The following is a 12,531-nucleotide window of genomic DNA, read 5'->3' as shown; positions in this document are numbered from 1 at the left end:
GCCGAGCACGCACGGCTCGACATGAGGCGGTGCGGTGCGGCGGCTACGTTGGGAGGACGCGGACGCGAGCGGTCCGACCCTCGACGCCGTCGGAGGTATCCATGGGCGGGGATGACCGCGAGGCCCCACGGGCCAGGCTCCCGCGCCTGAGACTCGACGAGCTGCTCGATGAGCTCCAGGGCCGTATCGACGAGGCCCGGGGCACCCGCGACCGGCTCAACGGCCTGCTGGAGGCCGTCATGTCCGTGGGCCAGGAGCTCGCCCTGCCCCAGGTGCTCCGGGGGATCATCGAGGCGGCGGTCGTGCTGGTCGACGCCGAGTACGGGGCGCTGGGCGTGATCGGCGACGACCAGAAGCTCGCCGAGTTCCTCCCCATCGGCATCAGCGACGAGGTACGGGAACGGATCGGCGGCCTCCCCTCCGGCCACGGGCTCCTCGGCGAGCTGATCCGGCACCCGGAGCCGCTGCGGCTGGCTGAGCTCTCGGACCACCCGACCTCGTACGGCTTCCCGCCCCACCACCCGCCGATGCGCACCTTCCTCGGTGTGCCCATCAGGGTCCGCGAGGAGGTGTTCGGCAACCTCTACCTCACCGAGAAGCGCGGTGGGGCCGACTTCGACGCGGAGGACGAGGCCGTCGTCTCCACCCTGGCGGTCGCGGCGGGCATCGCCATCGAGAACGCCCGCCTCTACGAGGAGGGGCGGCTGCGGGAGCGGTGGCTCGCCGCGAGCTCCGACTTCACCAGCGCGCTGCTCTCCGGCTCGGCGGAGTCGGAGGTCCTGGAGGGAATGCTGGCCCGGGCCGTGGACATCGCCGGTGCCGACCTGGGCGTCTTCCACCTCGTGGAGCCGGACGGCGAACTGAGCGGTTCGCTCGCCCACGGGGAGAAGGCCGGGGCCCATCGCGGCCTGGTGCTGCCGACCACCCGGGGCACCCTCGCCGGGGCCACGCTCTCCGCCGACGCGCTCATCACCGTCCCCGATGTGGGGAACGATCCCCGGATCACCGTACGGCCGGAGCGCTGGGACGGATTCGGGCCCGCGGTGGCCGTCGTCGTGGGGACCAAGGAGAAGCTGAGCGGCGTCCTCATCCTCGCCCGGCTCCGGGGCGGCCCGCCGTTCGCCGGACCGGAGATCGCCTCGCTGCCGGGCTTCGCCGGACAGGCCGCGCTGGCGCTCGAACTGGCCGAGCGCCGCCGCGCCGCCGAGCAGGTGAGCCTCCTGGAGGACCGGGACCGGATCGCCCGTGACCTGCACGACCTCGCGATTCAGCGGCTGTTCGCCACCGGGATGACCCTGCAGAGCGCCCGCCCGTTCGTCGAACACCCGGAAGCGGCCGAGCGGCTCGGCCGCGCCATCGACGACCTCGACACCACCATCAAGATCATCCGCTCCACCATCTTCGGGCTCCGCGAGCACGGGCCGACCGGAGACGCCCCGGGGCTCAGGACCCGGGTCGTCCAGGCGGTGGACACCGCCGCGCCCGCCCTCGCGTTCGCTCCCGCGCTGCGGATGGAGGGGCTGATCGACACTGACGTGCCCCAGGACGTGGCGGACCAGGTGGTCGCGGTGATCGTGGAGGCCCTGAGCAACATCGCCCGGCATGCGGGGGCCACGGCGGCGGAGGTGTCGGTCGCCGCCGAGGACGGCGTGCTGACGGTGACCGCGACCGACGACGGCACCGGCCTCCCGGAGGGTGCCCGGGGCAGCGGCCTGCGGAACCTGACCGAACGGGCCGAGCGGCTGGGCGGCACCCTGTCCGTCGAGCGGGGCCCGGCCCCGCGCGGCGGCACCGTACTGGAGTGGCGGGTCCCGCTGCCCACGGGACGCGGGGGAGGGGCGTACGGGACACCCGGGTGACCGCGACCCCCGCCCCTGGAGCGCCCCCACCTCACCCCCCACCTCACCCCTCCCGCTGCCCGTGCTCCCGTACCTCCGTCGCGATGACGGCCGCCTGGACCCGGCGCTCCACCCCGAGCTTCCCGAGCAGCCGGGAGATGTGGTTCTTCACGGTCTTCTCGGAGAGGTAGAGCCGCCCCGCGATCTGCCGGTTGGTCAGCCCTTCGCCGATGAGGTCGAGCACGGACCGCTCCCGCTCCGACAGGACCGACAGCCGCTCGTCCTCCACCGGACCGGACGGCTCGGGGGCGCGCAGGGTGCGCATGAGCCGGGCCGTCGTCGCCGGGTCCAGCATCGACTGACCCGTCGCCACCGTCCGTACGGCCGAGACCAGGTCCGACCCGTTGATCTGCTTGAGTACGTATCCGGCCGCACCGGCCATGATCGCGTCCAGCAGGGCGTCCTCGTCGTCGAAGGACGTCAGCATCAGACAGGCCAGCTCCGGCATCCGCGAGCGCAGCTCCCGGCAGACCGTGATGCCGTCCCCGTCGGGCAGCCGGACGTCGAGGACCGCCACATCGGGCCGCAGCGCGGGGCCGCGGGCCAGCGCCTGGGCGGCCGTGGACGCCTCTCCGACGACCTCCAGGCCCGGCTCGGCCCCCAGGAGATCGTGCAGCCCGCGGCGTACGACCTCGTGGTCGTCCAGCAGGAAGACCCGGATCGGGTCTCCGGCTGCGGCGGTCGGCGTTCCGGACATGTGCGGCCCCCGGTGGTCGGCTCGTCGGGCGTTCGGCCAGGGCTTTCGACGGGGTCGGGCCTCGGCGGCCCCGTTCTCCCCGTATTGTCCCAGGGTCGTCGCCGAAGGGCCCCCTGGATCCGTTCTCCGCTGGTCAATGCGGGTGGCCGAAGGCGTTGGCGTAGGCTTGCCAGCTGACTGGACAAGACCTGCCCACCCGTGCGCGCGCCGTTGCGGTGGGGTGACTACGGAGGTTCGCGTACATGCCGAGCAGCAGTCGTACGGCACTGGTCGAGGACCTGATGGGGCGTTTCCCCGAGGTGCCCCGGGAAGCCGTCATCAAGGAGGACCTGCTGCGCGGCGGCATGGCCTTCGACGAGTCCGCGCTCAGCGGCTCCATCGGCGGCGCCACCGGTGACGTGAAGCCGAAGTCGTACTTCATCTTCTCCTTCGACCACCGCACCCTGCCCGAGCTCGGCGCCGCCGCGCTCAACCGGCCGCCGGAGGAGGTCGTCCTCACCGGTGGTCCTTACGACCTGCGCCGCACGGTGGTGTCGGTGCGGGTCAACCCCGACTCCCCGTACGTCGTGCGCGGCGGCGAGGACGGCACGCTCGGCCTCTACCTGGACGGGGCGCGGATCGCGGACGTCGGGCTGCCGCCGATGCCGGAGTACTACCGCCACCAGCTCTCCAACGGCAAGTCCGTCATGGAGGTCGCCCCGACCATCCAGTGGGGCTACCTCATCTACCTGACGGTCTTCCGGGTCTGCCAGTACTTCGGCGCCAAGGAGGAGTGCCAGTTCTGCGACATCAACCACAACTGGCGCCAGCACAAGGCGGCCGGCCGCCCGTACACCGGGGTCAAGCCGGTCGAGGAGGTGCTGGAGGCGCTGGAGATCATCGACCGGTACGACACCGCCGGCGTCTCCCGCGCCTACACCCTCACCGGCGGCTCCATCACCTCCCAGGTCGCCGGACGCGACGAGGCCGACTTCTACGGGCACTACGCCAAGGCCATCGAGGAGCGCTTCCCCGGCCGCTGGACCGGCAAGGTGGTGGCCCAGGCGCTGCCCCGCGAGGACGTGCAGCGCTTCCACGACTACGGCATCCGTATCTACCACCCCAACTTCGAGGTGTGGGACCGCCGCCTCTTCCAGCTCCACTGCCCCGGCAAGGAGCGGTACGTCGGCCGCGACGAGTGGCACCGCCGGATCCTGGAGTCCGCCGAGGTGTTCGGGCCGCGCAACGTCATCCCCAACTTCGTGGCCGGCATCGAGATGGCCGAGCCCTTCGGCTTCACCAAGGTGAGCGAGGCCATCGACTCGACCACCGAGGGGCTGCGGTTCTTCATGTCGAACGGGGTCGTGCCGCGCTTCACCACGTGGTGCCCCGAGCCCACCACCCCGCTCGGCAAGGCCAACCCGCTGGGCGCGCCGCTGGAATACCACATCCGCCTGCTCCAGGCCTACCGGGCGACGCTGGAGGAGTTCGGCCTCAACTCCCCGCCCGGCTACGGCCCCGCCGGACCCGGCCGCGCGGTCTTCTCGGTCAGCTCCTTCATGGACAGCCTCGAAGGCCTGGAGGAGGAGCCCGTCGCCTGACCCGCTCCGCGGGGAACGGGCACCGTTCCCCGCGATCGGGCACGGATCGGGCACGACACCCGGCGGAGCGGACACCGCGAGCGCCCGGAAAGCCCGGTGGTACGGGTGTGACCAGCGGCGGTACGCCGGGGGAAACGGGCAGGAACGGGCAGAGGGAATCCGGCGAAGAGCCTGGTCGAGCGGGTGACCCTGCTTGTAAAAACGTCACATGGGCCCGAACGGACCGGGTCGCCGCCTGAACAGTGCCACCGCAAGAGCCAGGGATGTGTGTCGTGGACACCGACGAACGCCGCAGAGGAATTCTCGACACCGCCCGACGGGACGGATCGGTCGAGGTGAACGCCCTGGCGGTGGTGTTCAAGGTGGCCAAGGAGACCGTCCGCCGCGATCTGCACGTACTGGAGGAGCACGGTCTCCTCCGCCGGACCCACGGCGGCGCCTACCCCGTGGAGTCGGCGGGGTACGAGACCACGCTCGCGGTCCGCACCACCCGCAACGTCCCGCAGAAGTCGCGGATCGCTGCTGCCGCCGCCGATCTGCTCGGGGACGCCGAGACCGTCTTCGTCGACGAGGGCTTCACCCCCCAGCTCGTCGCCGAGGCGTTCCCCCGGGACCGGCCGCTGACCGTGGTCACGGCGTCCCTGGCCGTCGCCACCGTCCTCGCCGACGCCGAGAAGATCTCCGTCCTGCTGCTCGGCGGCCGGGTGCGCGGCTCCACGATGGCCACCGTCGACCACTGGGCCTCCAAGATGCTCGCCGGCTTCGTCATCGACCTGGCGTACGTCGGTGCCAACGGCATCTCCCGCGAGTACGGCCTCACCACCCCCGACCCGGCCGTCAGCGAGGTCAAGGCCCAGGCCATGCGCAGCTCCCGGCGCCGGGTCTTCGCCGGGATCCACGCCAAGTTCGGCGCCGTGAGCTTCTGCCGGTTCGCCGGTGTCGGCGACTTCGAGGCGATCGTCACCGACGCGGGGCTCTCCTCGGCCGAGGCCCAGCGCTACTCCCTCATGGGCCCCCAGGTCATCCGCGTCTGACCGACCGTCCCCGGTCCCGGTCCCGCTCCCGTGCCGGCCGCACCACCCCTGAGACCACCGCGCCCCGCCCCCCGTCGGGGCGCGGTTCGTTCTGCCCGCGCCACCCGCGCCACCCCCGTACGACCCGATCACCGAGCCGCTACGACTGATCAGGAGTCCCCATGAGCCCGCACCCCCGCCGACGACACGGACCACGCCGCCGCCTGCCGCGTACGGCAGCCGCGGCCGCGGCACTCGCCCTCCTCGCCACCGGCTGCGCCGGGGCCGGCGGGACCTCCTTCGGGGGAGGTGACGCCCTCAACGTCCTGATGGTGAACAACCCGCAGATGGTCGAACTGCAGAAGCTGACCAAGGAGCACTTCACCAAGGAGACCGGCATCACCGTCCACTTCACGGTGCTGCCCGAGAACGACGTCCGCGACAAGATCAGCCAGGACTACTCCAACCAGGCCGGCCAGTACGACATCGCCACCATCTCCAACTTCGAGCTGCCGTTCTTCGCCGAGAACGGCTGGCTGCGCCCGCTGGACGCATACGTCGACGCCGACCCGGGCTTCGACCAGCAGGACATCCTCCCGCCGCTGCGCGAGTCGCTGACCCACAAGGACGGCAAGCTCTACGCCCAGCCCTTCTACGGCGAGTCCTCCTTCCTGATGTACCGCAAGGACGTCTTCGAGAAGGAAGGGCTCGACATGCCCGCCAAGCCGACCTGGAAGGAGGTCGCCGAACTCGCCGCGAAGACCGACGGATCGCAGCGCGGGATGAAGGGCATCTGTCTGCGCGGCCTGCCCGGCTGGGGCGAGGTCATCGCCCCGCTCACCACCGTCGTCAACACCATGGGCGGCACCTGGTTCACCGAGGACTGGCAACCACGCCTGAATTCAGCGGAGTTCAAGAAGGCCACCCAGTTCTACGTCGACCTGGTGCGCGAACACGGAGAGCTCGGCGCCCCGCAGTCCGGGTACGCCGAATGCCTCAACAACATGACCCAGGGCAAGACCGCCATGTGGTACGACGCCACCGCCGGCGCCGGTTCGCTGGAGGCCAAGAACTCACCCGTCAAGGGCAAGATCGGGTACGTACCGGCCCCCGTCGAGCAGACCAAGAGCTCCGGCTGGCTCTACACCTGGGCCTGGGGCATGCAGAACGCCTCCAAGAAGGCCGACGACGCCTGGAAGTTCATCTCCTGGGCCTCCGGCAAGGAGTACGAGGAACTCGTCGGCGCCACCAGTGGCTGGTCCAACGTCCCGGCGGGCAAACGCGCTTCGACCTACGCCCACCCCGACTACCGCAAGGAAGCAGGGGCGTTCGCCGACGTCACCCAGCAGGCTATCTCCGATGCCGACCCCAACAACCCCGGCACCCAGCCGCGCCCCACGGCGGGCATCCAGTTCGTCGGCGTACCGGAGTTCACCGACCTGGGCACCAAGGTCGCGCAGGAGATCAGCGCCGCCATCGCGGGCCGCCAGTCGGTGGACGCCGCACTCGCCACCTCTCAGAAGCTGGCCGAGAAGGTAGCGGAGGAGTACCGATGACCACGACCACCGCCGTACGGCCTACCCCGCCCCCGCCGGCCCCGCCCGGCAAACGCCCCACCGGTAGCAGAGCCCGCGCCTGGGCGACGCGCGCACCGCTTCTGCCCGCCCTCGTCTTCCTGATCGTGGTCACCCAACTGCCGTTCGTGGCAACCCTGGTGATCTCCTTCTTCGACTGGAACTCGCTCAAGCCGGACCAGCGCCACTTCACCGGATTCGCCAACTACGGCTCCGTCTTCACCGATCCGGCCCTGCGCGAATCGGTCCTCACCACCGTCCTGCTCACCGCGACGGTCGTGATCGTCAGCGTCGTCCTCGGCCTCGCCTTCGCCCTGCTCCTGGACCGCACGTTCTTCGGCCGGGGCTTCGTCCGTACTCTCCTCATCACGCCGTTCCTCATCGTGCCGGTCTCGGCGGCGCTGCTGTGGAAGCACGCGCTCTACAACCCGGAGTACGGGCTCTTCAACGGTGTGCTGACCTGGTTCGGCAACCTCTTCGGCATCGAGTCGATCGCGCAGCCCGAGTGGACCTCCGAGATGCCGCTGATGGCCGTCGCCGCGGCGCTCGTCTGGCAGTGGACCCCGTTCATGATGCTGATCCTGCTGGCCGGGCTGCAGAGCCGCCCCGCCGAGATGATGGAGGCCGCCCGCCTCGACGGCGCCGGTCCCTGGCAGATGTTCCGCTTCCTGACCCTGCCGCACCTGCGCCGCTACCTCGAACTCGGCGTCCTGCTGGGCTCGGTGTACATCGTGCAGAACTTCGACGCCGTGTTCACCATCACCGCGGGCGGCCTCGGCACCGCCAACCTCCCGTACACCGTCTACGAGACCTTCTACCGGGCCCACGAGTACGGACTGGCGTCCGCCGTGGGCGTGGTCGTGGTGATCGGCACCGTGATCATCGCGACCTTCGCGCTCCGGGTGGTCTCCTCCCTCTTCCGTGAGGAGGCGAGCCGCGCATGAGCGCCTCGACCACAGCACCGACCCGCACCCGAGCCACCGCGAAGGCCGCCGCGCCGACGGCCCGCGCCCGCAGGCGCTCCACCGTCCTCGGCCTGACCGCCTGGGCCGTGGGCCTGGTCTTCTGCCTGCCCGCCCTGTGGATGGTGCTGACCTCCTTCCACTCGGAGGCCGACGCGGCGACCAACCCGCCCTCCCTGGCAGCCTCGCTGACGCTCGACGGCTACCGGACCTTCTTCGGCGGCGGAGGGGGCCCGACCCCCTGGCCCCCGCTGGTCAACTCCTTGACGGCGTCGCTGTTCTCGACCCTCCTGGTGCTCCTGCTGGCGCTGCCCGCCGCGTACGCGCTCTCCATCCGTCGGGTGCGCAAGTGGACCGACGTGATGTTCTTCTTCCTCTCCACCAAGATGCTGCCGGTGGTCGCCGGTCTGCTGCCCATCTACCTGTTCGCCAAGAACACCGGGCTCCTGGACAACATCTGGCTGCTCGTCCTGCTCTACACCTCGATGAACCTGCCGATCGCGGTGTGGATGATGCAGTCCTTCCTCGCCGACGTCCCCGTCTCCATCATCGAGGCGGCCCAGGTGGACGGGGCGAGGCTGCCGACCGTGCTGGGGCGGGTCGTCGCCCCCGTGGCCGCCCCCGGCATCGCCGCCACGGCCCTGATCTGCTTCATCTTCAGCTGGAACGAGCTGTTGTTCGCCCGGGTGCTGACCGGCGTGGTCGCCGGGACTGCGCCCGTCCACCTGACTACCTTCGTCACCAGCCAGGGGCTCTTCCTCGCCCAACTGTGCGCGGCGTCCGTGGTCGTGTCCCTGCCGGTGCTCATCGCCGGCTACGCCGCCCAGGACAAACTCGTCCAGGGCCTTTCTCTGGGAGCAGTCAAATGAGGGCAGCCATCGTCGAGGCCCCCGGCAAGGTGTCCGTCACCACGGTCGACGACCCCACCCCCGGCAGGCGTGACGTGGTCGTGAAGGTGGCGTCCTGCGGGCTCTGCGGCACCGATCTGCACATCCTCCAGGGGGAGTTCGCTCCCACCCTGCCGATCGTCCCCGGCCATGAGTTCGCCGGCGAGATCGTCGCCGTCGGCACCGACGTCACCGAGCTGGCCGTCGGCGACAAGGTGGCCGTCGATCCCTCGCTGCACTGCCACGAGTGCCGCTACTGCCGCTCCGGCCGCGGCAACCTCTGTGACAACTGGGCCGCCATCGGCGTCACGGTTCCCGGCGGGGCGGCCGAGTTCGCCGTCGCCCCGGTCGCCAACTGCGTGAAACTCCCCGAACACGTCGACGTCGCCGACGCGGCCCTGATCGAACCGCTCTCCTGCGCGGTCCGCGGCTACGACGTCCTCAAGGGCAACCTCGGCGCCGAGGTCCTCATCTACGGCTCCGGGACGATGGGCCTGATGATGCTGGAGCTGGCCAAGCGCACGGGCGCCGCGTCGGTGGAGGTCCTGGACATCAACGCCCAGCGCCTGGAGACGGCGAAGCTCCTCGGCTGCACGGGCGCGACCGCCCGCGCCGAGGAGCTGGACCGGCCCGGCGGCTGGGACGTGGTCATCGACGCCACCGGCAACGCGGGAGCCATCCAGGACGGCCTCGGCCGGGTCGCCAAGGGCGGCACCTTCCTCCAGTTCGGAGTGGCCGACTACGCCACCACGGCGGTCATCGAGCCCTACCGGATCTACAACCAGGAGATCACCATCACCGGCTCGATGGCGGTCCTGCACAGCTACGAACGGGCCGCCGCGCTCTTCGCGAGCGGAGTGCTGGACCCGGCCGTCTTCATCAGCGACCGGCTGCCGCTGGAGCGGTACCCGGAGGCGATCGACCAGTTCAAGGCGGGGGTGGGACGGAAGATCGTGGTGCAGCCGTAGCGCGCGGGGTGCGAGGGACGGCCCCCGGTCGGTGGGACTTCCGGTCAGCAGCCAGCCAGGGAAGTGTCGGCGGCGAGCAGAAGTGTGTCCAGTGCGGCGCGGATGAAGGTGCTGTCGTCGGGGGTGACCAGGGTGAAGAGATGCAGCCCCGCCCCCGCGACCGTGATGTCGTACGGCTCGTAGGGGAAGCCTGCGCGGTCGTACGGATCCCGCTGCGGAGTCATCGAGAGCGATCGCCGGCCCGCCGCTTCGTAGAAGAGGGCCAGCGGACCGTCCCCGTGCTCGTCCAGGGCGTAGCCGGACGTGTCCCAGCTCGCCTCCATCTCCTCGTCGCGAGCGATGAGGAGGGCCCCGCGACCGTTGCACGTCCCGGTTCCACCGGGAACCCACGGTGAGGAGGCGCCGTCTGAGTCGTCTTCGCCTGAGGCGCACCGGAGCTCGGGCCAGCGGCTGAGCCATGACGTGAGACACCGGTCCACCACGGCGGCGGCCGGTCCTTGCGCGAGGACGACGTGGTCCACTCCTGTGATCATGATTCCCTCAACTTCGCATCCCGGCCGAACGTTCGCGGCCGCGCGCGAAAGGAGCGCGGGGGAAAGCCCTCCGGCGGACGGTCACGTCCGCCGGAGGGCGCTCACGGTCGCAGGGCGAGCCGGTCCGGGCTGCCCGGACACCGGACCGGCTCACCGGCCTCACACCGTGCGGATCAGGGGAAGTTGACGACCGTCGAAGGGATCGTCGACGTTCCCGAGGTCGGGGAGCCGATGTTGTTGATCACGTGCTGGTACTGCCCGTTGCCGCCGAGGGAGACGACCAGCAGGTTGTGGAACTTCACGCCCGGCTTGACCGGTGCCTTGAAGCCGTGCTCCTGGATGATCGTCGGGTCGACGTTGTAGTAGCAGTAGCTGCCCAGTCCCCAGCCCTCGTGCTGGTTCACCGAGTCGTCGACCCGGTAGGCCGCGTAGCCCTTGGTGGTGCCGTTCTGGATGGCCGCCTGGTTGGGGGCGTCGTACGCCTTCTCGTTCTGGAAGAAGATCGTGCGGCCGCGTTCGCCGTACCACTCGACGTCGTACTTGTTGAAGTGTTCGACGAACAGGCCGGTCGCCAGCACGTCGTCGCCGTTGACGCGGACGCCGTAGTCGGCCCGGTTGGTCTCCCAGCCCCAGCCCTCGCCGTGGTCGGCGCGCCACACCCAGGTGTGGTCGATGATCACGTCGTCGCTGTTGACCACCATGCTGGTGGTCGCCTTGCCGGGGCCCGCGCCACCGATGCGGATGAACACGTCCTGCACGGTGGTGGGGTTGACCGAGTGGTCGGCGGAGGCGCCCTGCGGACCGACCTCCAGCAGCGTGGGCGAGTTGACCGGACCGGCGTCGATGAGGAAGCCGGCCAGCTTCACGCCGTCGACATCGGCGACCTTCATCGCGGTCACCCCGTTGTCCGGAATGATCGTGGCGAGGCCGAGACCGAGGACGACGGTGTTGGCGCGGTTCACGTTGATGGTCTGGTCGATGTGGTAAACCCCGGGCGTGAAGAGCAGGTTGAGGCCCTGGGCGAGCGCCGCGTTGATGGTCGCCGCGGTGGCGCCCTGCTTGACGACGTAGAAGCGGTTCAGCGGGATGGACTCACCCTGCTGGTTCCCGCCGTCCCACGAGACGCCGCGCGCGTTGACCCGCTTCGCGGGGACGAACACCTTGTACTCGTTGCCGTCGAGGTACAGGAACGGCTTCTCGCGCGAGATCGGGGTCGTGTCCAGCGTGGTGTACGGCGGGTTCGGGTAGCTGGACGCGGGCGCGCCCTGCACACCGGAGAAGGTCATGTTCCAGACCGCGTTGGTCCAGCCGCCGACCGAGCTGTCGCGGGTGTACCACTGCTGCTGGGAGTACGGGCCCACGGTGCCGTCGATCTTGCTGTCGGCGATGTAGCCGCCGCTGGCCCAGCCGTACCCGTCGGGTGCCAGGTTGAGTCCGCCCTTGATGTGCATGCGGCGGAACGGCGCGGCCTGGGAGACCGCCCACCGGTTGGTGCCGTTGACCGGGTTGAGGGTGAGGTTCTCCGCCGAGCGCCAGAAGTTCTGGGTGGCGTTCCCGTTGAACCAGCCCGCGTCCACGGTCACATCACCGTTGAAGGTGGTGGAGTTGGGGTTGAGGCCGAGACCGGCGATCTGGGTGTAGAAACCGATCTGCGCGTTGATGTTGTTGTACGTACCGGGCTTGAAGAGCAGCGCGTGCCGGCCGGAGCCGAACTGCGCGGACTCCTGCTGCCGGAAGATCTCGTCGACCTTGCCCTGGATGTTCGGCGTGGACGGGTCGAAGACGTGGACGTTCGGGCCGAGGTCACCGCCGCCGGGAATCTGCGGGCCGCCGCCCCCGTCCCGCGTACCGAAGACCTTGAACTCCCAGAGGGAGTAGCCGTATCCGGTGGCACGCTGAGTGCCGGTGAGGCGTACGTAGCGGGCCTCACCGGAGACGGTGAGCGTCTCGTTGCCGCCCTGGCCGGTGGTGGTGCTGTACGCGTTGGTCCAGGTGGTGCCGTTGGTGGAGAGCTCGATCCGGTAGCTCTTCGCGTACGCGGCCTCCCAGGCGAGCTCGACCCGGCTGAGGGCGGCCGGGGAGCCGAGGTCGATCCGTATCCACTGCGGGTCCGAGAACGCGCTGGACCAGCGGGTGCCGGGGTTGCCGTCCACCGCGCCGGAGGCGGCGAAGGGGCCTTCGGTGCTGGAGGCCGTCGCCGGGCTGCCCTGGGAGAGCAGGACGGGCGCGGCCTGCGCCGGAGCGGCCTGCACCACGCCGAGCAGGGTCGCGACCAGGGCGGTCACCAGCGCGAAGCCGAGGGCGCGCCATCGGTGGAGTGCGGCCAGCGGGGGCCGCGAGGGTCTGACGAGGGCAACAGACATGTCCTGAGCTCCTGAGTGTCATGTGCGCGGGGGTGGAGGCGGGGGCGGGCACAGGC

General features: G+C 70.4%; 10 protein-coding genes. 7 read left to right on the top strand and 3 right to left on the bottom strand.

Going from position 1 to position 12,531, the window contains the following annotated elements; all coding sequences use genetic code 11:
* Positions 1-101 precede the first annotated feature (101 nt).
* The gene (locus ACFWRT_RS28600) at positions 102-1,859 is read left to right on the top strand and encodes a sensor histidine kinase (RefSeq protein WP_380953324.1); all 1,758 of its coding nucleotides are present in this window, start codon (positions 102-104) and stop codon (positions 1,857-1,859) included.
* A 43-nt stretch (positions 1,860-1,902) separates the two neighbouring features.
* Here the strand turns inward: ACFWRT_RS28600 and ACFWRT_RS28595 are convergent, their stop codons facing one another.
* Positions 1,903-2,595 carry a response regulator gene (locus ACFWRT_RS28595; RefSeq protein WP_380953325.1) on the bottom strand — a complete coding sequence of 231 codons (693 nt, stop codon included), beginning with the start codon at positions 2,593-2,595 and terminating at the stop codon, positions 1,903-1,905.
* Between the two features lie 242 nt (positions 2,596-2,837).
* Between ACFWRT_RS28595 and ACFWRT_RS28590 the strand changes: the two genes are divergently transcribed.
* The 6 genes from ACFWRT_RS28590 (at position 2,838) to ACFWRT_RS28565 (ending at position 9,579) form a co-directional block, all read left to right on the top strand.
* Positions 2,838-4,175 carry a radical SAM protein gene (locus ACFWRT_RS28590; protein WP_380953326.1) on the top strand — a complete coding sequence of 446 codons (1,338 nt, stop codon included), beginning with the start codon at positions 2,838-2,840 and terminating at the stop codon, positions 4,173-4,175.
* Positions 4,176-4,447: 272 nt separating this feature from the next.
* A complete protein-coding gene (locus ACFWRT_RS28585; RefSeq protein WP_380953327.1) occupies positions 4,448-5,209 on the top strand; it encodes a DeoR/GlpR family DNA-binding transcription regulator in 762 nt (253 codons plus the stop codon).
* Positions 5,210-5,370: 161 nt separating this feature from the next.
* The gene (locus ACFWRT_RS28580) at positions 5,371-6,744 is read left to right on the top strand and encodes an ABC transporter substrate-binding protein (RefSeq protein WP_380953328.1); all 1,374 of its coding nucleotides are present in this window, start codon (positions 5,371-5,373) and stop codon (positions 6,742-6,744) included.
* A complete protein-coding gene (locus tag ACFWRT_RS28575) occupies positions 6,741-7,706 on the top strand; it encodes a carbohydrate ABC transporter permease (RefSeq protein ID WP_380953329.1) in 966 nt (321 codons plus the stop codon). Before ACFWRT_RS28580 ends, ACFWRT_RS28575 begins: the two co-directional genes overlap by 4 nt.
* Entirely contained in the window at positions 7,703-8,593 is an 891-nt protein-coding gene (locus ACFWRT_RS28570; protein WP_380953330.1) for a carbohydrate ABC transporter permease, read from the top strand. The genes ACFWRT_RS28575 and ACFWRT_RS28570 overlap by 4 nt, the downstream gene beginning before the upstream one ends.
* Positions 8,590-9,579: a zinc-dependent alcohol dehydrogenase family protein gene (locus ACFWRT_RS28565; protein WP_380953331.1), complete on the top strand. Its 990-nt coding sequence runs from the start codon at positions 8,590-8,592 to the stop codon at positions 9,577-9,579. Before ACFWRT_RS28570 ends, ACFWRT_RS28565 begins: the two co-directional genes overlap by 4 nt.
* Before the next feature lie 44 nt (positions 9,580-9,623).
* Here ACFWRT_RS28565 and ACFWRT_RS28560 read toward each other — a convergent pair whose 3' ends face one another.
* On the bottom strand, positions 9,624-9,902 hold the full coding sequence (locus ACFWRT_RS28560; RefSeq protein ID WP_380953332.1) for a hypothetical protein: 279 nt from the start codon (positions 9,900-9,902) through the stop codon (positions 9,624-9,626).
* Between the two features lie 383 nt (positions 9,903-10,285).
* Positions 10,286-12,475: a discoidin domain-containing protein gene (locus ACFWRT_RS28555; RefSeq protein ID WP_380953333.1), complete on the bottom strand. Its 2,190-nt coding sequence runs from the start codon at positions 12,473-12,475 to the stop codon at positions 10,286-10,288.
* Positions 12,476-12,531 lie beyond the last annotated feature (56 nt).

It is taken from the genome of Streptomyces cyaneofuscatus (assembly GCF_042718795.1).
Taxonomy (GTDB): domain Bacteria; phylum Actinomycetota; class Actinomycetes; order Streptomycetales; family Streptomycetaceae; genus Streptomyces; species Streptomyces cyaneofuscatus_A.
This window is presented reverse-complemented; position numbering and strand designations above follow the sequence as displayed.